The sequence below is a fragment of the Chryseobacterium sp. TQ-BC-N36 genome (assembly GCF_058382295.1).
Genome location: NZ_CM178175.1, coordinates 3,850,699 through 3,872,901, shown reverse-complemented (window position 1 = coordinate 3,872,901; position 22,203 = coordinate 3,850,699). Strand labels below are relative to the sequence as shown.

Genomic DNA, 22,203 nt, shown 5'->3' with positions numbered 1-22,203 from the left:
TATCTATTTTATCATCATCCAACTCCAAAAATTTTCCGTATCTCAGCATTTGCGGGTAGTCAATAGTGAAAAAACCTTTATCGCCATCGAAACAAAAATGGTCATCATAGAACTATTGAATATACCTGATTATAATTATTCCCGTATCAACTCGTTTACTCTAACTCTTGAGTATACAAAAAAATAAACAAAAATGCCAGCAAATAATACATCAGCAAAATCCGCATTTACCGTCGGAAAATCCTTCATAGGAGAAGGAATTATTAATTATAAACAAACAAACACTATGAACACAAACAACCCATCACAAACACTTTTCAGATTTGTAAGCTTAAGAAGTCCGCAATTACCCGATGAAGATAAACAAAGCAAAAAATTCATTACAATTCCGGATTCTTTAAAAAGCGACAATACATTTTATGTACCTGTAGCCACAGGAACAAGGCCCAAGCAGGAATTATTAAAAGAAAGAGCTGCTGTTTTTGCCCAAAATGCCAATTTTATTGCTGATATGGACGCATTGAAACAAACCTATGGCATTGTGTATGATTACGCACTTTGGCTTGCAAAAAATAAAAACACCTGTTCTTATAATCAATTTAATGGGAAAAAGAATCAGGTAAAACTATCCTCTTCTTATGCATTTCCTGATCTCATCAATTTATGGAACAACTTAATTTATCAGATAGCTACCCATAAAGACTTTTATGTTAAAGAAGGACTCATGCAGGTTTTATTGGCAGCCCATACCCTTACCTCTGAAAATTCAGCTCCGGCCGAAAATGAATACAAAGATCTATTATCCGCAAGAGTTGTAATTCCCAGAGAACTGATGCTGGATACTCCGGATGCCAACCCTATTGGCATTACTTCAAAAATGGAGGAAAAAGAATCAGGAGAAGTTACATCACCGTCCTCTTACATGGAAAAGCAGCAAAATATCCAGGAAGCCCAGGCTCTTCTCAAGAGATATGAAGTGTTAACCAAAGAGATGTCTCTTATTGAGAACAGTTATAAAAAAGAATATACACGAGAATATAAAGCCAGTGAAGAAAAACATAACGAATCCAACCAATCCATCCTTGACGAATATTATGCCCGCGTAGAAGAAGCAAGGAGAAAATATTGTGAGATCAGAAATCCTGAGTTGCCATATGATCCTGAAGACCCTTGTAACAAACCAGAAGAAATTCCCTATCCGAAGCTTCCGAAATTTGAATTCTCCTTCCGTCCTGAAGTTGACGCGAAAACTCTTGTAAGTGGATTGAAACCCGACAGCATTGATACAATATTATCCCTTTTAGAATATGATTTTTCAGAGACGGGTAAAGAAAGAATTGATGACTCATCACTAATTGATCGTTTGCTGGCAGGAAGAAATACGTTCAATGAATTAAAAGACATTATTTCCAACGCTACGGAGAGTGCTAATAAAGTTATTCTGGATAATATCATGGATAATTCTGAAAGCTATACAAGCATTGGTGGAGTCATTCTTCCTGTCTCAAGAGTAGAAACGATTCCTTTTACCTATCAGTTATGCCCAAGGCATATTTTAAGAAATACATGTCTGGACTTATCTATCGATGTTCCTGATGCTTCCTGGAATGTAGCAAGTATGAGCTATACTTTCTATACCAATGCAGGACCTATTTCCGGTACTTATTTTGAAAAAAGCCGTGTTGGTAATAAGATTTTCTTAAGTAAATTATTAGGAAGCGCAACAACAGACGGTGTATACATTTCTCAAACAGAGAACTTTACAATGGATGTTAAAATCACCTTTACCAATGGTAAGGTAACGACTTTCTTCCCAAGAATTATTTCAATGAAGTCCTGCTACACCTCATCTTTTGAGTTTGTAAATGAAATTAAAGATCCTGTGCAGGAACCTGATGATTCTTATATCCCTTCCGGATTTGGATTTAAACAAATCGGTATTGCTGACTATCTTAAAGTAGAACAGACTACCCATGCATATGTAGAAGGGGAAGTGGCTCATATTGAAAACATAATGGCCCGTGAGTACCGTGAAAAAGCAACAAGAAGACTAAGAAGAAGCGAAAACACCACTACTACATCTTCAGATACTGAAAGAGAAAAACTTACAGACACCACTACTGCAACCAGATTTGAAATGCAGACTGAGATTGCCAAAATGTTGCAGGAATCCAGAGATGCCAATGTACAGGCACATTTTGATGCCACCTGGAAAACTGGAACAGGAGCAATGGGGGCAACAATAAGTACAGGAATTGCCGGTGGATATGCCACTCATTCTTCCAAAGAAGAAAGTACAAGACAAGCGCTTACCCAAGCTCAGGATATTACAGCAAGAGCATTAGACAGAGTGGTCACAAAAGTTCATGAAGAAAGAATTGAAAAGATCATTGAAGAGTTTGAAGAGAATAATAAACATGGTTTTGATAATACCAAAGGAGATAAGCATGTTGTGGGTGTTTTCCGTTGGGTAGACAAACTTATGAAAAACCAAATCTATAATTATGGCAAGCGTCTGATGTTCGAATTTATGATTCCTCAACCTGCTAAATTACATACGCTGGGAATGACATTGGACAATTCAGCAACGAAGAGCGATCTTGTAAAACCTGAAGACCCAAGAAAAGCAAGCTATCTGCCATTAGAAAACTATTCATCTTTAGGTAACGAAGCTGCGTTAAAATATTGGATAAGTAAATACAATGCCGAAATTGATGAGAGACCTGCAGAATCCTTTGCTATAAGTAAATCATTCAGTGGACGTGATGGAAACTTCGGAGGAAAAGATGATGACAAGGTTCAGATTGTAAACGGAAACGGAGAAGTTGAAGTTCCGGAAGGTTATTTATTAAAAACTGTTGATTATACTTTCCAAACTTATCCACACAGCTTTAAAGGAGCTCACCAGGCTTTCATGACTATTGGAGGACAAGGTACTTACTGGATTTCTTCACCGAACAGCACACAGGTAAGTGGAACAACAACAACCTTGAATATCAAAAATAAACTGGAATTTAGTTTTGCTACAGGAGAAAGCCCAATTATGCAAGGTACTCTGAAACTGAATTTAGAGCTTACTCCGGAAGCAAGAAATGCATGGCTTCAGAAAACATTCAAAGCCATTATTGACAGCTATGAAAAGGCTTTAGCAATTTACGAACAGAAAATAGCGGAAGAAAAAGCTACCGGTATCCAGATTAAAGGATCCAATCCGGGATTTTATCGCCAGATCGAGAATACGGTACTCCGTAAAAACTGTATCTCTTATATGATCAACAGATCAGCCAATTCTACCCATGGCTATGGTATGGCAGGGCTAACTACCGGAAGCACCTTTACAGATTATGAAACAGATCTGTCATCAACACTGGATAAATATACTGCCTTCCTTAAGTTTATGGAACAGGCCTTCGAATGGGAAAACCTTTCTTATTATCTGTATCCTTACTATTGGGCTAATAAAACAGAATGGACTAATCTTTACCAGGCTGAAGATGTAGATCCGTTATTCAGAGCATTCCTGCAAAGTGGTATGGCAAGAGTTGTTGCTACGGTACGCCCGGGATTTGAAGATGCTGTTCAGTTCTATATGGCAACGGGTAAAATCTGGAATGGAGGTGAAGTTCCTGTCATTGGAGATTCTCTTTATCTATCTATTGTAGATGAAATGAAACAGCCTAAAGGCATAAAACAAGGAAAAGCCTGGATTACCAGACTTCCAACTCCATTAAATATTCTTCAGGCTGAAAGCATCGGCTTAAAAGTAGCGCATGCTTTACCATTTAGTGCCGAAGATCCTAATGAGTTTGAAGTACCGGGAGAGGTGATTACGGAAAGTAACTTTGTGAAGGATAATTCTTTAATGGGAAATAAATCCAGCATAAAACAGATCCAATTCTCTCTGAAAGAATTAGATAGTACAGCCTCGTATAATACCATTGGAGACCTAGACCAAGCAGGCGAGTTTCCTAGAAAATACGAATGCATGGGACAAACCATTGAGGTTGTAAGAGACGCAACATGGGCAAAAACAGATTCTCTAGTGAAGGTTTATGGAGCTTTAGCTTCCGGACTTTCAGGAATAGATGGCATTGAAGCTTTTGCCAATACAGAGAATGGAGTTACGATCCGAGTAGACATAGACAAAATCAAAAATTTCAAATTTGTCAAACCTCCTTATACAGAAATGTCAGACACATTAGCCTTTACAACGGATGGAATTAATTTCCTGAAATTTGCTGATGATTTCTTCACCGGTTCATCCAACCGACTTTTTGACAAAGACGATAAGCTGGTTGATGCCCAAGAATATGCTGAAAAGCTCTCTCTATCAAGATTCCTAATTTAATCTAAAAACAAAAAACCATGAGCCGGGTAAAACCCGAGGCTATCTGGCAGCACGATAAAGTGCTGCCTTATATCCTCACGACCTTAAAGGACAAGATTGATGATATTACTGCTGTAGAAAAGATATTTCTTTTCGGAAGCAGAGGCAGGGTACCATTTGATAAATGGGACACGCTGGAAGGAAAAGACTGGGATGTTTTGGTACAGGCTAAATGCAAACTTAAAAATGCCCACGCACTCCTTGATAAAGATTACTATCTGGATCTTCTCGTGTTGGATGAAGAAACAATTCAGAAGCATTATTACAACAATAAGCTTACAATGATTTTTCCGGAAAATGAATTATCATCCGTAAACTCTAAAACCAACGAAAATGACTGACTTTGAACAAATCATTGAGTTTCTAAGGCTCTATCGAAGGTCTGAAGAAAGCGCAAAAAATGCGTTGCCTCCCACTGAAGTTCTTTTAACACCTTTAGATGATGGTAATGCTTATAATGTCAATAAGAACATTTTTGAAACAGATTTTAATAAATACAAACGAATTTTCGGGCTTCTGAATAGCCATAATGCTGAAGCAATTTATCTGCTTAAAACAGGAGGAAATAATAAATATTATGTAAAAACCCTCACCGGAAAATATTTCGATCTTTTAGAAGAAACTACTGAAACCATACCTGATGAATGGCTTATCGAATTTCCTATAGAATTTGGGACTAGTTCCTACATTTATGATACCGTTAAAAATCTAGTTGTCATTTATTCTGAAAGTCTAAGGGCTGTAACCATTTTTCCAGACAATATATACTATGACCCCAATGGAAAATATCTGAAAGATTTAGAAAATGACACCTATACTTACGATTATACTGATCATGTGACAACTTTTGGGAAAATTATAAAAATATTGTTTGATGATGAACAATATTTATGGAATAATCCGGAAAAGAAGGTTCAGGTTCTGAAATCTGAAAAGGAAGGCAGAATGACTTTGATTCCCTTTCTTCAGATAGAATATGGGCTAAAGAATTTCATACTAAAATACAGATATTATGAAAAAGGATACAGACCCAAGTTCTTCCTATATGATGACGAATGCTCCATTATATTAAAATTTACAAGTATCGGCGGGATACTTACTTTTTTAGATCAAACCCTGTTTAGTGAAGGGTTCTCCTTAGAAAAAGGAGATAACACCAATCCCCAGCGAGATTCTTTCAGAGATCAGTTTATGAACCAGGTTATACATAAAATAGAAGACAGTATTAAAAGTAAAAGTACCCTTGCTTACTATGATGCCATGAAAACGCTGTTTTATTTACCGGAATCTGTAGCTGTAATGTTTAATGAAGACTTCCTATGGAAACTTATGGAAATGGCTGTAAGAAGGGATAGCCTTACAAATAAAAAAGATCTTGCGGAAGAAAACATTTTTATAAAACTTATAAAAATTATTCTGCAAAAAGAAGGACAGGAAGTAAAACTCATGAATTGGTTCCTAGAGACAATAAAGGACGGAGACAAAAATATTTCCAAGTTTGAATTTATTTATGACAGGATCAATGGAGAAAATTTTCTGGAATTTGCAAAACTGATCAGCCAGACATGGAAAAAGTCAAGGTTTATATACCCTGATACAGAAAAAAATCCTGAATTTGCAACTACTGATGGGCTTTTATTCCTGCCATATTCTTCTCAAAAAGCTTTCGGTTTTTATTTCAGTAATGTAAGTATGTCTTTTGATACCCATCAGCAAAAAGGAAGGCTGATAAAAACTTTATATGATACGGGAAAAACAGAAATTGAAATGAGGCCAGGTCTGAAGACTGATAATCTAGTGCCTACGCAGGTTCCTATTATAGATCAGTTCTGGTATCATCCTTTTTATCCTATCTATCTTAAGGATATTGAAAATCAGGAAACAGAAATGAAGTTGGATTCTGTTGTCCCAGCCTTTATGTTGAAAGCCAATCGTGACAAACAGTTCTGGAGTAACGTTATTACAAGCGCAGAATATGTCGCAGATATTTTAACTACCGTTTCCGGAGTAGGAAACATTGGAAAATTCAGATATCTGGCAAAATTTGCAGCGAAGGCAGAGAAGCTTAGATTTGTAAGTAAAGCAGGAAGAGCCGTAGCGAATGTAAGAAAGGCCGTAGCAGCAACAGCAGCCGTAGTAGAAATTACCAGCGGTACAGTCAATACATTACTGAAACTTTCCGGAGCAAGAGATGCCTCATGGGGCAAATCATTATCTGAGTATTTATTTTGGCTGGAATTATTATCTTTATCCGGTGAACTTTCTGTAGCAATTCATAATGGATTGAGAAAAAGTGCTAAAGAAATTCTGGAGCATGAGGATGATATCAGAAAATCTGCAAAGAATGCTGATGAAGCTAGTGAAATAGACGAGGCTTTAGAGCAAATGAAACATGAAGGAGGCAGTGGTGGCGCCTCAAAAGTAGCAACAACAAATGAAGCAGAGATAAAAATTTTTAAGGAATTAGAGGACAATTTTTTAGATAAAACAATTGAAAATTCTCTTGAAAACCTTAAGAAGATATTACCGCTGTTTAATCATTCATCTATTGGTGAAACAGCTGTAGTTCAATTACATGATTATAATTGTGCAGAGGTTGTAAATGTCGTTATTGAATTTTTAAAAACAGGTAAGGTTACAAAAGCACGTCAATCCGGATACCAAGAATTTGAAAAAGTAGTTGCAAAACACGGTGGAGGCTACTTTCAATCCGTTGAAACATTCGGAAGCATAAAAAATTCATTAAAAGATAAGCAAATTGCTATAATTTATGGTATCAATGAATTAAATAATGTAAGAGGTACAGGAGGACAAATTGTTCAACAAACAAAAGGACATTATTTTGTAGGGATAAAATTGGATGGAGATTTACATTTATTTGATGGACAGACTGCAGAACATGCTGTATTTGCATTAAAAGATGTAAAATTCAGTAATTTTCTAAAAGGTAAATATAATCCCAATTATAAATATAAAGATGGAGGAGGCTTTAAATTTTTATTAGTAAGATAACACAAAATATAAATTATGTTAACAGACAAAGAAATGCTACACATAGCACAACAATTTTTAAAGAAATTAGGTGAGGGAGGCGATGATATTGAAGTAGTCATAGATAAAGTCATTAAAAAGCCATACGGTAATGTATACTCTTATGACTCTAAAGAATATCTTCTATCAGGAAATTTCAATAAATCATTAGTGGGTAACGCGCCTTTTTTAGTAGAAAAAAAATCTGGCAGAGTGGTTGGTTTTGGTACTGCAAATAGCCTAGAAAATTATCTACAAAATTATGAAAATGGAACACTAACACTTAGCTTAGACCGTTATTGGTATCCTGATGAAGACAGATTTGATTATAAATAATTATTAGATTTATAAAAAAACAAAAGAGTATAACTCTTGAGTAAAACCAGCAGTAAAGATACTGCTGGTTTTATTATTGACCTGATCATATGATTTATAAAAATTTAAGAGGTAGTGTCTATTTAATTGGATAGTTATTTTAAGATTGAAAATCTTATTGAACACAATTGGAATTAATTTTTAGAATGGAATCCCAACATTAAAGAATGGGGTAAAAGAGTATTGATATAGAGCTTGATAACTATCTTGCTGGAGAATGGAATTTAAAAAATGATTTAAAAAAAATTAAATATACATTATTAAAAATATGAAACCGACAAAAGAACAAATCATACAAATAGGATTAAAAGTAGTTGATGATGTCTTTAAAGAAGCTTATAATTTGCAAACGGCTTCAGCAACAAAAGATAAAGTAAAAGTATATTCATTAGGCAATGATGGATATTATGAACATGACGGATGGCATTTTAGTGTGAATAGTAAAGAAAAATATGATAATGAATATAAATCTTTTTTTATATACTTTTTAGATAGTGGTGTTTCTCTTCACATGACCTCTTTTTTAGGAGATGACAAACCGAGGTTTGTTTATGCTATAAAAGATAAAAATAATAAATACACTGTTGTTGATGAAGATAAATATTTTAAACATCAAAATTTTGACTTTAAAAATTTTGTAAGGAAGAATTTTTAACACACTTCCAATAAGTTTATATAACAAAACTTTACTACAAAAAAATAAAACACGACACGTTTTGTCGCATGAACCGCATATATTTGTCTTATAAAACTTTACCATGAATCGCAGTTTCGCTGCACGCTAAAAATAGAGAAATGAAAAAAGATTTTTATCTGACAAGATATGCCTTAATTATTAAAAGATTAGAAAGTTCTCCGGCTACTTATTCCCAGCTGGAGGACTATCTTTTAAACTCTTTTGAATTCCAGGATGCAGGAATCAAGAGCTACTCTATCCGTACTCTGCAAAGGGATATCCGGGAGATTTCAGATCTTTTCAACCTCTCCATTCATAACAAAAAGAAGGGTGACAACCGGTATTATATTGAGAGCCGCCCGATTATGGAAGTGGATGAATACAATCAGAAACTTCTTGAGTCCTTTCAGGTAAGCAATGCGCTGAACCTTCACCCGGATTTTTCAGATTTCATCTTTTTTGAAAGCCGTAAACCAACCGGTGTAGAGCATTTTTATGACCTGTTCTTTGCCATCCGCAATAAACGAGTGGTAACTTTTGAGCACTACAATTACAAAAACAAACTGATGACCTCCAGAAAGGTGCACCCTTTGGCTTTAAAAGAATCAAAAGACCGATGGTATCTTATTGCCATTGATACAAAAGATAAAATTTTAAAGTCATTCGGGCTTGACAGGATCAATTATCTGGATGTCACTAAAAACCAGTTCAGAGAAAAATATAAATACAACTTCAGGGAGCATTTCAAAAACGCATTCGGAGTGATGAATCTGACAGAACAGAAACCACAGAATATTGTATTGAAATGTACCCGCCATCAGGGAGAATATATCAGAAGCTTTCCTCTTCATCAATCGCAAAAGGAGACCAAGGAAACTCAGGAAGAAATCTATTTTGAGTTCTTCCTCCACCCTACGTATGACTTTATGCAGGAAATTCTTTCTTATGGAAAAGAAGTAACCGTATTAGAACCGAAAGGTTTAGTTGATGACATCCGAAATCATCTTCAGGAATCCCTGAACCGCTATCTTGAAAGCTGATCATAAAGAACTTATTTCATATTTTTTGTTATATTTACATAAATATACCCTTATTGAAAACTTTATTCATTGGCATCAGCTGTTTTATTTCTACCTTTTTTCTCTCACAGCAGAAAGAAGAGTTCAGGCTTGTAAAGAGCTATTATAACCAGCACAGGAACATGCTGAACAAAGAATTCAAAAAGAAATTTGATGCAGAACCCAATGCCGTAAAAAAAGCAGAAATAAAAGGAGATTTTCTTTTTTTCATGAAAAAAATGGACAGCATTGAAAACAGCGCATTGATCGGAGCTTTATTAAAAGTTAGAAACCTTGAAGACCTCCAGTCTATCAATAAACCCAGATTAGGCCTATCCCAAAGGTTCCCGGAAGTGGAAAAGATTGCCGATTATCCCGGAGGGCTCAATTCCCTGAGACAGGAAGTGGCCAACCTATTGTATGTGGACGGCGTATATTCTGAGGAAAAAACAATAAAGACAGATGTTGCCTTCACGGTAGAAAAAGATGGCACGGTGAGCAATGTTCACGCACAAGGTGATAATTTCACCTTCAACAGACAGGCGGAAATTGCCTTGTACTCTCTGGCAGAGAAATTTTCCCCGGCAATGATAAAAGGAGATCCAGCAGTCTATTGTTTTAAGCTTCCTTTAACCTTAACAATGACAGATTAATGTTTACTGACGAATATTATATGAAAATGGCGCTGCAGGAAGCAGAAGCCGCTTTAGAAAAAGATGAGGTCCCCATCGGATGTGTTGTAGTTTCCAATAACCGGATTATCGCAAGAGCGCACAATCTCACAGAAACATTAAATGATATCACTGCCCATGCAGAAATGCAGGCTATCACCTCAGCAGCCAATTTCCTTGGAGGAAAATACTTAAAGGACTGTATACTGTATGTAACCATGGAACCATGCGTCATGTGCTCAGGGGCCCTTTCCTGGTCCCAGATCTCAAAAGTCGTCATTGGTGCAAGAGATGAACAGAGAGGATTTATCAATAAACATCTTACCCTTCATCCAAAAACAGAAGTTATCACAGGAATCATGGAGGCGGAATGCTCTTCTATTGTTAAAGATTTTTTTAAAAGTAAAAGATAGACTGTATTTCTCAATTACAATTTTTCATAAAAAGTAATATTATATACAACCAATTGAATAATTGACTATATTTGAATACAAACTAATACTAAAATACCATGAAAAACATGAAAAAACTAACAAGAAAAGAGGTTGCAAAAATTAAAGGAGGGATTCGCCCTGATCAATGTTTTTATACCGATGCCAATGGTGTCAGAAAAATAGGATGCAGAAACTTCCCTTTCCAGGACGGGAATGGTGAATGGGTATATCCATTAATAGAATGTGATTCCTGTACTGGTGGACTATAAAGCCAGTCTTATATTTTAGAAAGTAATAATACTATAAAAGACAGAGAAGATTGGACATTTTCTCTGTCTTTATTTTTATTGAATTTTGACTAAGTGCACTAGTTTCTGAAAATAGAATATCGCACCAGATCAAAATATTCTTCGTCTTTTTTAATTTCCTGAATTAAAACAGCTTCCTGCTCCATTCCTATTTTCTCCATAATTCTTCCAGACGCAGGATTATGGAGAAAATGAGTTGCAAAAATTTTATGAAAGCCCAGTTCATTAAACCCAAAATCAACGATGGCTTTTGCGGCTTCCGTTACGTATCCCTTATTCCAGTACGGAATTCCGAGCCAATAACCCAGTTCAGCCTTATCATCTTCCCTGTCATGAAGCCCGATAGCTCCGATAATATGTCCTTCTTTATTACGAATCCCAAAAGTATAGCCGGTATTGTTTTCAAAAGCATCCTTTGACATTCTCAGCCAGAATCTGGCATCACTTTCTGTATAAGGATAAGGAATATTGGAAGTAAGATCTGAATAAATCCTATGCTGAAGATATTCAACAATAAAAGGGATATCCTTCTCTTCCAGCTTGGAAAGAATAAGTCTTTCAGTTTCTATAATCGGAAACTTTTTCATGATTTTAAAATTAAGGTTGAGGTGAAGACTAAGGTATTACCTGGATTCAAACCCAAACCTTACTCTTTAATTATAAATCTTTCCCCAGGAAATAAAGCCCTTTCAGGGTATGAAGCCTGTCCATCACATGAATTTTATCTGTCAAAGGCTTATAAACGTGGGAAACACCTCCGGTTGCCACCACAAAACAGTCATCATTTACCTCTTCATTGATGCGGTTCACAAAACCTTCAACCATTCCCAGGAAGCCATACACCATACCACTTTGCATACAGGTTACGGTATCCAGCCCCAGAACAGATTTTGGTTTTTTCAGTTCAATATCAGGAAGCTGCGCAGTCTGGTTGATCAGAGAATTCAGAGATGTAACAATTCCGGGAGCAATAATTACCCCCAACGTTTCTCCGGTTTCTGCCACACAGCTTGCCGTAAGGGCAGTTCCGAAATCAATGACAATTTTTTTGCGACCAGGGTATAAATTATGAGCAGCGACCAGATTGGCATAAATATCAGTTCCCATCTGCTTGGATTTTGCCTGCACCGCTGATGGAGTATTTCTGTCTACAATAACAGGTGTCGTTCCATGAATTTTTTTGATTCCTGAACTCATTACTTTGGTAAGCTGAGGCACGACTGACCCAATAATGACTTTATCGATTTCTTTGGGTTCAATTTTATAGGTCTGATAAAGCATCAGCATCTGTACATAAAGCTCGTCTGCTGTTCTGTAAGGTTTTGTATTGATGACCCACGAAATATCACAATTATCACCATTGAAAAGACCAAATCTGATATTGCTGTTCCCTACGTTGATTACGATTGAATTCATTGACATATTTTTCAGAAGTTCCCCTGCCATTCCTGATAAAAAGAAAAGGGAAAATCTCCATTAATTTTGCAGCCCTAAATTTAATCATTTTAAGAAAAAAATCCGTCATTATAGAACTAAATTGCGTTCCTTATTCATTTCTTATTTTCATTTTTAAAACAAATCAGTATATTTAAACATAAATATTATTGGAATATCTCATGAAAAAACTGATCATCGGCACTTTATTATGCCTCAGTATCCATGTTTTTGCACAGTCCGGAACGCCTCCTATTACACAGGTTTTCCAGAAAATAAAATCTCAGTCAAAGATCGATCCTGATGACAGAGTGGTTTACGATCTGATGGATGAGTTTTATCAAAAAAATCTTCAGGCTGAAAATGGCGAGATGACTCCTGAACTGATGCATAAAATTCAAAAAACAATTTCTGATTCCAACACTAAAAATCTACACCTGCTGTATCTTCTTCTGATGTACCAGCAGCATATCAGCCAGTCGATATCAGAAGGAAAAAGCCCCAATCCTGAATTTCAGATCGAAACTATGAATCTTCTGGAAAATGAAACAAAAAATTTATACGGAAAAATCCCGGCACTCGTGTATATTTTTAAAGCTGAAGCCTTAGATAGCGGTCACAAGAAGGAAGAAGCAAAAATTACCGTTGCCAACGGACTGAAGGAATATCCTGATTCTGTTCCTTTAAAAGTCTATACTTATTTAAATACTAAAGACGAAGCTTTGAAACAGGATCTTATCAAAAATCATTCACAGCATTGGATGGTACAGCAATTTGAGATAAAATAAAAAATCCCACAGAGCTCAATCTGTGGGATTTTTTATATTTTATGCATTATGCGGCTTATTTCACCTCAACAAAATTGTCTGTCATATTTATATCTGCAATTCTCTGGCTGAAATCTATTCCCAGAACAGATAGCTGAGATTTTGTGTAAGGAATGGTAAGTGTGTATTCTTTCTGAGTCCATGGCCAGTAAGGCATTGTTTTGAAATCACCGTAAATATCCTTTTCTTTCCATGTATGGGTCATATTCAATGGGATCTGATACGTAACAATTTTCTTATCTGCTGTCATCACTCCAAAATCAATTGGCATTGGCACCTGACCATTATTAACTAAGGTAATGGTTGTAGACTTGGCATCATATTTTACGTCCTTAATACCGTAATCAATGGTTTTTGTCGTATTGATCCAGTAATTGTGGAACCATTTCAGATCCATCCCGGAAACTTTCTGTGCAATATGAAGAAAATCTCTGTCTGAAGGATGTTTCATACTCCACTGGTCATAATATTGCTTTAGGGTTTCTGCAAGATTCTGCTCTCCCATAATATATCCAAGCTGCACCAGGTATAATTCACCTTTTACATAAGATGCATACGTATAAGATGTTCCGTTATCATGGTGATCCCCTAACCAGACAGCTGGTTCTTCGATTCCTTTTTTAACAAATTTTCTGTAGGCATCTAATCTTTCAACAAAAGGATTCGGCAGATCTTCCGGGAATAACTGATACATGGTATATCCTTCTGCATAGCTTGTAAAACCTTCATCCATCCATGGACGTACAGATTCGTTAGTAGCAAGCATCTGCTGATACCATGAGTGGGATCCTTCATGAGCCATCAAGCCCATTAAATCCTTAACGTTTTTAGCTTCTCCTAAAATCATGGTACACATTCCGTACTCCATGCCGCCGTCTCCTCCCTGAATAAATGCGTAGGTTGGATATACATATTTTCCAAAGTGAGCATTCATGATCTGGAAATACTTCGTGATATAAGGCTGCGCCTCACCCCAGGCTTTCGTTTTATCATTTTTCTGATAAACCAGATATACTTTTGGACCTTCCGGAACATTGAAGCTTTCCACAGAATAATCTCTGTCTGCACTCCATGCAAAATCAAGAATGTTTTTTGCTGTCCATTTCCAGACTGCCTTTTTGTCTTTTTCTGTTTTTATCTTAGCATTAGCATCATAGCCTTTTACTTCTTCCGGATTCTCAAGAATACCTCCTGCACCCACTACATAATCCTTATTGATTTTAATGGTAACATCAAAATCTGAGAATGGTGCATGAAATTCTCTCCCGATATAATCAAAAGTGGCCCAGCCGTCATAATCGTATTCTGCAATTTTCGGATACCATTGTGTCATCGTCATATCCACTCCTTCCTTATTATTTCTTCCGCTTCTTCTGATCTGCTGAGGAATCACCGAATCCCAATCCATTGTAAACGTAGTCGTAGAATTCGGTTTGATAGGTTCAGCCAGATACACTTTCATAATGGTTTCCTGAACTTCAAATTTCAGATCTTTCCCATTCTGTTTAATCCAGTGGATATTCTGAGCGCCTTCCTGATCTTTTGGAATGGAAGCAAGTCTTGAAATACCATCTTTCTGCAGTCTTGAGTCTCCATTTTTCCCCTGGGAAGCCACTCTCTGATCCATCATGGAATTAGGTTTGAAAGCATTCCAGTATAGGTGAAAATAAACCACATTCAGCTCATCCGGTGAGTTGTTGGTATATTCTATTGCTTGTTTTCCCTGATAGGTAAATTTTTCAGCATTGACATCAATATCCATCTTGTACTTCGCAGCCTGCTGATAATAAGCTCCTTGCTGAGCCTGAAATTGTGAAATGATAAACGCAAAAATGATTGCAGCCGATTTTCTCATTTAAAATTTTATTTTTTCTAAAGGTAGGTAATTTAAATAAGAACCTCAAATAGGAGTTATTTTGAGATTTCATTCTGTTTATAATGGTTTTAGATAGATTTTAACCTGGATTGTTAAATTCTTTTTTGAGTTTTCTTGAAATATCCTTGTCAAGGTTTTGAACCTTGACAAGGATAAACGATTCCCTGCTTTTCAAAGATGTTATACCTATTTTCAGCCATTTTTTAACAGCTTTTTGATCAGAGTAATCTGCCCCAGGTGATAATAGCTGTGTTCGATCATTCCATCAATATTTCTCCGGTAGGTTCCATACTTTTCATCAACAAAAACCTCATCGAGTTTAGAATCAGGCATCTGTTCCAGCAATGTTGCAAATTTTTCGGAATCTGTCCAGAGTTTATTCAACAGACCCTCCCATTGTTCCTGTGATTCTATGGGTGGAAGATCAAAACTAAACTGATCTTTAATCTCAAGATTGCCCCCTTCAAAAACATTAACAATTCCTGCAATATAATAATCAATATGAAAAGTAAGCATTGCAATCGTGTTTAGAGAATCAATCTTTGCCACAGCCTGTTCCCAGGTCACATCTGAAAGCTGATCTTTAAAATTGGTATTGGCGATCCAGAGACCATCCAGCAGAACTTCTCTGAATCTTTTTGATAATTGTGATACTGAACTCATAAGTTAATATTTTTATTTTCTAAGATACACAATAAAAAGCCTCAGGTACAAAATGTACTGAGGCTGATATTATACTATTGAATTACAATTATTTTTTAGTCGAAGCTTCTTTTTTTCCGCTTCTTAAAATCTTCTCAAGGATTCTTAAAGTAATCAGATAGGTTGGTTTCACACCTGTAAGACCCAAACCGCCTGAAGATAATGTACTTCCTGTTTCCAGCGGGTTATCTGATGCATAATAAGCATAACATACGAACAGATCCGGTGAAATATGATGCCTGATCTTGGAAGCTACCTGAATGGCTTTCTGATAATGCGCTCCTTCCATTTCAAGACCGATTGCCTTCCAAGAAGTGTTCATAAAGTAAGAAAGAATGTCCTTGTTCTGAAGGGAAGTTCCCAGAACCGTAATCATTGGTCCTTCGAAAGCTTTCAGTTCATCATCGATGAAATCTTCCAGCTTTAATGCATTTTCAAAAGGATAGTTGTCTGCAGTTCCTTCAAAAATATGAGAAGTAGGGATCATGATATCTCCTTTCGCTCCGGTAAGAATACCTGCTTTTCCCATGATGGAAACGGATTTTACATGCATCATGTATACTTCACCTTTGTGTTCAAAAGGTCTCAGCAGTTCATCCATCACCTCGAAAGCCTGTTCTCCGAAAGCATAATCAAAAACCATGACCACATCATCTCCTGAGAACTTGATATCTGCAAACGGAGTATTCTTCAGATCTGTTTTGCTGAGGTCTATGATCTGAACGTCAATATTACTTCCACTCTTGTCCGCAATATGGATCATTCCTTCATCCAAAGCATATTTTAAAACTTTATCACGAAGTTCTTTCTTGTTTGAAATCTCTTCATACAGTTTATAATCAACTTCATGATGCTGTTTCTTTTTAAGTGCATGATTCGCATACAGCATATTTTTCACTGAATGCATATTGGCAGAAATAATATGCAGGGGACGCATGTGAAGGTTATTTTCAAACAAAACCTCTTTCACTTTGTTGGCCCATTTCTCACCAAAATAATGGTGACCCACTCTCTCTTTTAATATTGAGCTGAAATAAATTTCTCTTTCTCTGCTTCCTTTTGCATCTTCAAGACTTACTTTTCCAAGATTGTAAATGATTTTAAACAGACGGTCAGGATTATGGTCATCACCGAAAGTATTATAAGCTCTTAAAGTTTCATCAAAAGATCTTCCTATTAAAGAAGAAAGATGAATAAGTGCCACCTCTTTTTCCTTTCTGCTGAATTTCTTTTCACCCTTCACCACTTCTTCAATTATTTTGAAAGCACGGGTCGGTTTCCAGTTTTCATCCTGGATGAATGCCAGGTTACGGATTTTATCAGCTTCTATAAACAGGAATGTCAGGTGGGTAAGAATGTCATAAATTTCAGAACGGCCCAAAAGAACCTCAATATTCATCTGGTGTTCGTCTATTCTATAACAGTTTCTTCTTCTTTTCTTTGGAACAATAGGTTCGAAACTTCCTTTATCAAACCCTTCATCAGATGTAAGATGAATAAAAGCACATTCCTCAATCCCTTCCGGAAGCCTGTCCAAAACATACATCAAACCGTCCAATTCCAATTTGCTTGGGATATTCATGGTTCCATAAATCTCCGGATTGATGGTTTTCAACAAACTTCTGATACTCTCTCCTGAAACTCCTCCCGGCTTGAAAAACCCTCTATAAAATAAATGTCTCATAGAAATGTATAGTCTTTCAATAGCCTCTGTTGTTTCTCTTGCTCTAGAATTTGTCATAAAATAAATTTCACACAAATATACAAAATCTTTGCCCACTTTATTTTAACTGTCTTTTAATAAGTAGCTTAATGCATCAGCATTATTGTTAATGGTACAGTAAGACGTATTTTTACTTTACACCGTATAAAAACAGGCTGGGGATCTCATGTCTCAAACATTAAATCACAAAACACCCCTGTTAAAAAACACCAAACAACTGTTTAAATTGTATAAAATTTCAAACCACCCCTTAAATTTTTAGGGTTAAAATATTTTGAATTCATTTTTTTTGTAAATTTGCCCTGTAAAAAATCAACCCATTTATGTCAACCTTAAGATTCAAAGCGTTAGAAACCCTACCATTTAAGGATTTCAGAAGAGATAACTCTATTGAAGTTCCTGTAAAGTTATCAGAATTATTCTGCCAAAATGTTTTCTCAGAAGAAACAATGAGAGAATATTTAACGAAAGAAGCATTCCAGTCTATTATGGATGCGGTAAAAAAAGGGACTAAAATCCAGAGACACATTGCAGACCAGGTAGCTGTAGCAATGAAAGACTGGGCAATGAGCAAAGGAGTAACTCATTATACACACTGGTTTCAGCCTTTGACAGGGACAACTGCAGAAAAGCACGATTCTTTCTTCACTCCTATCGAAGGAGGCAGAGCTATTGAAAGATTCAGCGGAAACTTATTGATTCAGCAGGAACCGGATGCATCTTCTTTCCCGAACGGAGGAATCAGAAACACTTTCGAAGCCAGAGGTTATACCGCATGGGATCCTACTTCTCCGGCTTTCATCATGGGAACTACATTATGTATCCCCTCCATCTTCATCTCTTATACCGGAGAAACTTTAGATTATAAAGCTCCTCTTTTAAGAGCTTTGAATGCTGTAGATGAAGCGGCGACCAATGTAATGCAGTATTTTGACAAAAACGTAACAAAAGTAACTCCTACTTTAGGTTGGGAGCAAGAATATTTCCTGGTAGATTCAGCATTATACCAGTCTCGTCCGGATCTTGTATTAACAGGTAAAACTTTGCTTGGACATTCTCCTGCAAAAGGACAGCAGCTGGATGACCACTATTTCGGTTCAATTCCTACAAGAGTAATGAACTTTATGAAAGAGTTGGAAATAGAATGTATGAAATTGGGTATTCCTGTAACCACAAGACACAACGAGGTAGCTCCAAACCAATTTGAGCTGGCTCCAATGTTCGAGGAAGTAAACGTTGCTGTAGACCACAACTCTTTGTTGATGGACATCATGGCAAGAATTGCTCACAGACACCATTTCCACATTTTGTTCCACGAAAAACCATTCGCAGGAGTAAACGGAAGCGGAAAACACAACAACTGGTCTCTAGCTACTGATACTGGTGAAAACCTTTTAAGCCCAGGAAAAAATCCTAAGAAAAACCTACAGTTCTTAACATTCTTCGTGAATACAATTAAGGCTGTTCATGAATATGCTGATCTTTTAAGAGCAAGTATCGCTTCTGCAAGCAATGACCACAGATTGGGTGCCAACGAAGCTCCACCGGCAATTATTTCCGTATTCATCGGAAGCCAGCTGTTCAGCGTGTTGGAAGAACTTGAAAAAGTAACTGAAGGGAAACTTTCACCGGACGAAAAAACAGATTTAAAATTAAATGTTGTTGGAAAAATCCCTGAAATCCTGTTGGATAATACTGACAGAAACAGGACTTCTCCATTTGCATTTACAGGAAATAAATTCGAGATCAGAGCGGTAGGTTCTGCTGCAAACTGTGCAGAATCTATGACGGTAATGAATACGATCGCAGCAAAACAATTAAATGATTTCAAAAAAGAAGTAGATGCTTTAATTGAAACGGGGCTTAAGAAAGACGAAGCTATCTTTAATGTATTGAGAGAATACATCAAGCAGTGTAAAAACATTATGTTTGAAGGAGACGGATATTCTGATGACTGGGCGAAAGAGGCTAAGAAAAGAGGATTGAACAACCTTAAAACAACTCCTGAAGCATTAAAGCAGGAAATGGACAAAAAATTCCTTGCCCTTTATGAAGAAATGGGAATTTTCAACCACAGAGAAGTAGAGGCAAGAAACGAAATCAAATTAGAAAAATACTCTACTGTTATTGATATTGAAGCAAGAGTTTTAAGTGATATTGCAAGGAACCATATCATTCCATCTGCTTTAAACTATCAGAACAGATTAATTGAAAACGTAAAAGGCCTTAAAGATATCTTTGGCGATAAAGAATTCAAACCATTGGCAAAAGAGCAGATGAGTTTAATTACAAGCATTTCTGAAAATGTTTCTAAAATTAAGCTTGGTGTTGAAGATCTTATCAAAGCCAGAGAAGCAGCAAAAGGTATAACCAACAGCCAAAAACAGGCAGAAAGCTACTGCAATAAAGTAAAGCCATTATTTGATCCGATCAGGGAAGCTTCTGATGCGTTGGAAATGATGGTTGACGATGAGCTTTGGCCAATGACAAAATACAGAGAAATGTTGTTCACAAAATAACACCTGTAAAGTTCCATATTAGTTTAAATTCCCCGTAAATCGGGGAATTTTTTATTTAGATTAAAATACTAATAGACAAAGACTTCCAGAACTTCAAAATTCATACAGAATTTAATTTTACCTTTGCTTTCATTATGAAAATCCTGATCATAGAAGACAACAAAGAACTTGCCCAAAGTATGAGATATTATCTTGAAGGCGAGAACTACATCTGTGAATGCGCTTACCACTACCACGAAGCCCTGGAAAAACTCAGCTTCAATTCGTATGACTGTATTCTATTGGATATCATGTTGCCCGACGGAAACGGATTAAACATTTTGAATTATATTAAAACCGAAAAAATCAGCAGTGGAATTCTCATTATTTCTGCAAAAAATGCCTTAGATGATAAAATCAACGGGCTGGAACGCGGCGCAGACGATTATATCACAAAACCCTTCCATTTACCGGAATTACACGCCAGATTAAGAGCCGTCTACCGAAGGAAAAAAATGGATGGCTATAGTGAAGTCAAATTCAATGAAATCATTTTAAACACTGATACCTACGAAGTTGTTATTAACGAAACAAGGTTAGAAGTCACCCAAAAAGAATTTGAACTGTTGCTGTATTTTCTCGTCAACAAAAACCGTGTATTATCAAAACAGTCTATTGCCAATCATCTCTGGGGTGATTATACTGATAATTTAGCTAATTTTGACTTTGTTTATCAGCATGTTAAAAATCTCAGAAAAAAAATTGGCGCTGCTCAGGGAAAAGACTATATCGAAACCATTTACGGGTTAGGCTACAAGTTTAATGCTTTAAAATATAACGGTTCATGAATTTATTGAATAAAATATCTGTCTGGTTTATCGCCATTGTATTGCTGGTCACCCCCGTAAGCATGTATATATCATATACCGGCATCAAAAAAAGACTTGATAATGTTGAGATAGAAAGACTGAAATCCGTTAACAGTTATGTTATCAGCCAGCTCCGGAAAGGAGAAACTCCGGCAAAAACCTCACAGGGACTGCCTATTACCATAAGCCCCTTTCAAGGAAAAAATATTCCTTCAGAACCGCAAATTATTCACACATGTCTTGAAGATCAGGGAGTTTCCAGAAATGAATGTAAAATCCAGATCAACTCTTTCGCAGACATTGACAGCAAAATCTATAAAATTTCTTCATACGCCTACATCACAGCCACAAAAGAAATCATGGGAGGCATGTTGATTGCCCTTTTCTGGAAACTTTTATTAATCACAGCCGTTGTTTTTATTACCGCTCGTATTTTGTCTAAATTTATATTAAAGCCTTTTCACCACGCAATTGACAGACTTCAGAAATTCAGTATTCAGAAAAAAGAAAGGCTTGACCTTTTACCCACAAGCACAAAAGAGTTTAAAAAATTAAATGAATTTCTGAAAACAATGACAGACAAAGCCCTGGAGGACTATGCTTCTGTGAAAGAATTTTCCGAAAATGCCTCGCATGAAGTCCAGACGCCTTTGGCCATCATCCAAAGTAAAATTGAGTTACTGGCAGAAACAGAGATCAATGAAAACCAAGCAGTTTTATTAACCGACATTCAAAATTCCATCGATAAATTAAGCAGAATAAACCGCTCATTAATCCTGCTGACAAAACTCAACAACAACGAATTCCCCACCCATGAGGAACTAAAATTCTGCCGTGTGGAAAGAGAAGCTTTGTGCATGTATTCCGATCATTTAGCCTTAAAGAACATTACTTTAAACAGAAATTGCGAAAAGAATGTTTACATTAAAATCCACCCTACTTTAGCAGAAATTCTATTGAGCAATCTTCTCTCCAATGCCATTCGGCACAATCTTGAGGGTGGAAAAATTGAAATTAATTTAACCCGGAATTATTTTCAGATCAACAACACCGGTCTGCCTCCCCACGTTCCCACCCAGGAACTATTTAAAAGATTCAAGAAAAGCAATCAGGCACAGGAAAGCATTGGGCTCGGACTTTCCATTGTCAAACAGATCTGCGAGGTAAATGATTTTGCAGTTCATTATGATTTTGCAGATGGATGGCACAGTATCACGGTATATTTTGACGGCAACAATATGCATGCAGCTTCAATTTCTGAAAAAACATCAGCCGAAAATACCACCGCTTTTGAACCCATAGAACAGATGGTAAATTTTGCTAAATAATTAGGTA

The 22,203-nt window shown here is 36.4% G+C and carries 18 protein-coding genes; 13 read left to right on the top strand and 5 right to left on the bottom strand.

The annotated features are described in order from the left end of the window. Positions 1-193 precede the first annotated feature (193 nt). The 9 genes from AC3FI7_RS17380 to AC3FI7_RS17340 all read left to right on the top strand — a co-directional run bounded on the left by AC3FI7_RS17380 (position 194) and on the right by AC3FI7_RS17340 (position 10,900). On the top strand, positions 194-4,348 hold the full coding sequence (locus AC3FI7_RS17380; RefSeq protein WP_491460594.1) for a hypothetical protein: 4,155 nt from the start codon (positions 194-196) through the stop codon (positions 4,346-4,348). Positions 4,349-4,365: 17 nt separating this feature from the next. Continuing rightward, complete coding sequence (locus tag AC3FI7_RS17375; RefSeq protein ID WP_491460593.1) at positions 4,366-4,728, top strand: hypothetical protein; 363 nt, start codon at positions 4,366-4,368, stop codon at positions 4,726-4,728. Next, entirely contained in the window at positions 4,721-7,399 is a 2,679-nt protein-coding gene (locus AC3FI7_RS17370) for a hypothetical protein (protein WP_491460592.1), read from the top strand. Before AC3FI7_RS17375 ends, AC3FI7_RS17370 begins: the two co-directional genes overlap by 8 nt. 15 nt (positions 7,400-7,414) lie before the next feature. Beyond that, positions 7,415-7,753, top strand: coding sequence for a YrhB domain-containing protein (locus AC3FI7_RS17365; protein WP_343686806.1), 339 nt, complete (start codon positions 7,415-7,417; stop codon positions 7,751-7,753). A 307-nt stretch (positions 7,754-8,060) separates the two neighbouring features. Then, positions 8,061-8,447, top strand: a complete 387-nt coding sequence (locus tag AC3FI7_RS17360; RefSeq protein ID WP_142726344.1) for a hypothetical protein — start codon at positions 8,061-8,063, stop codon at positions 8,445-8,447. Between the two features lie 140 nt (positions 8,448-8,587). After that, positions 8,588-9,508, top strand: coding sequence for a helix-turn-helix transcriptional regulator (locus AC3FI7_RS17355; protein ID WP_142726341.1), 921 nt, complete (start codon positions 8,588-8,590; stop codon positions 9,506-9,508). Positions 9,509-9,561: 53 nt separating this feature from the next. Then, entirely contained in the window at positions 9,562-10,179 is a 618-nt protein-coding gene (locus tag AC3FI7_RS17350; RefSeq protein WP_491460591.1) for an energy transducer TonB, read from the top strand. Then, positions 10,179-10,610, top strand: coding sequence for a nucleoside deaminase (locus AC3FI7_RS17345; protein WP_491460590.1), 432 nt, complete (start codon positions 10,179-10,181; stop codon positions 10,608-10,610). The genes AC3FI7_RS17350 and AC3FI7_RS17345 overlap by 1 nt, the downstream gene beginning before the upstream one ends. Before the next feature lie 107 nt (positions 10,611-10,717). Beyond that, entirely contained in the window at positions 10,718-10,900 is a 183-nt protein-coding gene (locus AC3FI7_RS17340; protein ID WP_491460589.1) for a hypothetical protein, read from the top strand. A 98-nt stretch (positions 10,901-10,998) separates the two neighbouring features. Here the strand turns inward: AC3FI7_RS17340 and AC3FI7_RS17335 are convergent, their stop codons facing one another. Beyond that, on the bottom strand, positions 10,999-11,526 hold the full coding sequence (locus AC3FI7_RS17335) for a GNAT family N-acetyltransferase (protein ID WP_491460588.1): 528 nt from the start codon (positions 11,524-11,526) through the stop codon (positions 10,999-11,001). A 70-nt stretch (positions 11,527-11,596) separates the two neighbouring features. After that, entirely contained in the window at positions 11,597-12,355 is a 759-nt protein-coding gene (locus tag AC3FI7_RS17330; RefSeq protein ID WP_142726338.1) for a type III pantothenate kinase, read from the bottom strand. Positions 12,356-12,555: 200 nt separating this feature from the next. Here AC3FI7_RS17330 and AC3FI7_RS17325 point away from each other — a divergent pair, with 200 nt between their 5' ends. Next, positions 12,556-13,161 (top strand): hypothetical protein, encoded by a 606-nt coding sequence (locus tag AC3FI7_RS17325; protein ID WP_142726337.1) that lies wholly within the window; start codon positions 12,556-12,558, stop codon positions 13,159-13,161. Positions 13,162-13,216: 55 nt separating this feature from the next. On the opposite strand, the gene AC3FI7_RS17320 is transcribed toward AC3FI7_RS17325, so the two are convergent. From AC3FI7_RS17320 to AC3FI7_RS17310, 3 genes are all read right to left on the bottom strand, one after another. Beyond that, entirely contained in the window at positions 13,217-15,055 is a 1,839-nt protein-coding gene (locus tag AC3FI7_RS17320) for a M1 family metallopeptidase (RefSeq protein WP_491460587.1), read from the bottom strand. 213 nt (positions 15,056-15,268) lie between these two features. Further along, positions 15,269-15,739, bottom strand: coding sequence for a DUF1572 domain-containing protein (locus AC3FI7_RS17315; protein ID WP_491460586.1), 471 nt, complete (start codon positions 15,737-15,739; stop codon positions 15,269-15,271). A gap of 88 nt (positions 15,740-15,827) precedes the next feature. After that, positions 15,828-17,519 carry a DUF6909 family protein gene (locus AC3FI7_RS17310; protein ID WP_142723396.1) on the bottom strand — a complete coding sequence of 564 codons (1,692 nt, stop codon included), beginning with the start codon at positions 17,517-17,519 and terminating at the stop codon, positions 15,828-15,830. 305 nt (positions 17,520-17,824) lie between these two features. On the opposite strand from AC3FI7_RS17310, the gene AC3FI7_RS17305 reads away from it, so the two are divergent. The 3 genes from AC3FI7_RS17305 (at position 17,825) to AC3FI7_RS17295 (ending at position 22,196) form a co-directional block, all read left to right on the top strand. Next, entirely contained in the window at positions 17,825-20,020 is a 2,196-nt protein-coding gene (locus AC3FI7_RS17305; protein WP_142723397.1) for a glutamine synthetase III family protein, read from the top strand. Positions 20,021-20,154: 134 nt separating this feature from the next. After that, the gene (locus AC3FI7_RS17300; RefSeq protein ID WP_291901350.1) at positions 20,155-20,847 is read left to right on the top strand and encodes a response regulator transcription factor; all 693 of its coding nucleotides are present in this window, start codon (positions 20,155-20,157) and stop codon (positions 20,845-20,847) included. After that, positions 20,844-22,196 (top strand): sensor histidine kinase, encoded by a 1,353-nt coding sequence (locus tag AC3FI7_RS17295; RefSeq protein WP_142723399.1) that lies wholly within the window; start codon positions 20,844-20,846, stop codon positions 22,194-22,196. The genes AC3FI7_RS17300 and AC3FI7_RS17295 overlap by 4 nt, the downstream gene beginning before the upstream one ends. Positions 22,197-22,203 lie beyond the last annotated feature (7 nt).

Bases quoted from the DNA above. Each gene is read 5' to 3' on its own strand.
- AC3FI7_RS17380 (WP_491460594.1), top strand. From the start codon at position 194: ATGCCAGCAAATAATACATCAGCAAAATCCGCATTTACCGTCGGAAAA.
- AC3FI7_RS17375 (WP_491460593.1), top strand. From the start codon at position 4,366: ATGAGCCGGGTAAAACCCGAGGCTATCTGGCAGCACGATAAAGTGCTG.
- AC3FI7_RS17370 (WP_491460592.1), top strand. From the start codon at position 4,721: ATGACTGACTTTGAACAAATCATTGAGTTTCTAAGGCTCTATCGAAGG.
- AC3FI7_RS17365 (WP_343686806.1), top strand. From the start codon at position 7,415: ATGTTAACAGACAAAGAAATGCTACACATAGCACAACAATTTTTAAAG.
- AC3FI7_RS17360 (WP_142726344.1), top strand. From the start codon at position 8,061: ATGAAACCGACAAAAGAACAAATCATACAAATAGGATTAAAAGTAGTT.
- AC3FI7_RS17355 (WP_142726341.1), top strand. From the start codon at position 8,588: ATGAAAAAAGATTTTTATCTGACAAGATATGCCTTAATTATTAAAAGA.
- AC3FI7_RS17345 (WP_491460590.1), top strand. From the start codon at position 10,179: ATGTTTACTGACGAATATTATATGAAAATGGCGCTGCAGGAAGCAGAA.
- AC3FI7_RS17340 (WP_491460589.1), top strand. From the start codon at position 10,718: ATGAAAAAACTAACAAGAAAAGAGGTTGCAAAAATTAAAGGAGGGATT.
- AC3FI7_RS17335 (WP_491460588.1), bottom strand. From the start codon at position 11,526: ATGAAAAAGTTTCCGATTATAGAAACTGAAAGACTTATTCTTTCCAAG.
- AC3FI7_RS17330 (WP_142726338.1), bottom strand. From the start codon at position 12,355: ATGAATTCAATCGTAATCAACGTAGGGAACAGCAATATCAGATTTGGT.
- AC3FI7_RS17325 (WP_142726337.1), top strand. From the start codon at position 12,556: ATGAAAAAACTGATCATCGGCACTTTATTATGCCTCAGTATCCATGTT.
- AC3FI7_RS17320 (WP_491460587.1), bottom strand. From the start codon at position 15,055: ATGAGAAAATCGGCTGCAATCATTTTTGCGTTTATCATTTCACAATTT.
- AC3FI7_RS17315 (WP_491460586.1), bottom strand. From the start codon at position 15,739: ATGAGTTCAGTATCACAATTATCAAAAAGATTCAGAGAAGTTCTGCTG.
- AC3FI7_RS17310 (WP_142723396.1), bottom strand. From the start codon at position 17,519: ATGACAAATTCTAGAGCAAGAGAAACAACAGAGGCTATTGAAAGACTA.
- AC3FI7_RS17305 (WP_142723397.1), top strand. From the start codon at position 17,825: ATGTCAACCTTAAGATTCAAAGCGTTAGAAACCCTACCATTTAAGGAT.
- AC3FI7_RS17300 (WP_291901350.1), top strand. From the start codon at position 20,155: ATGAAAATCCTGATCATAGAAGACAACAAAGAACTTGCCCAAAGTATG.
- AC3FI7_RS17295 (WP_142723399.1), top strand. From the start codon at position 20,844: ATGAATTTATTGAATAAAATATCTGTCTGGTTTATCGCCATTGTATTG.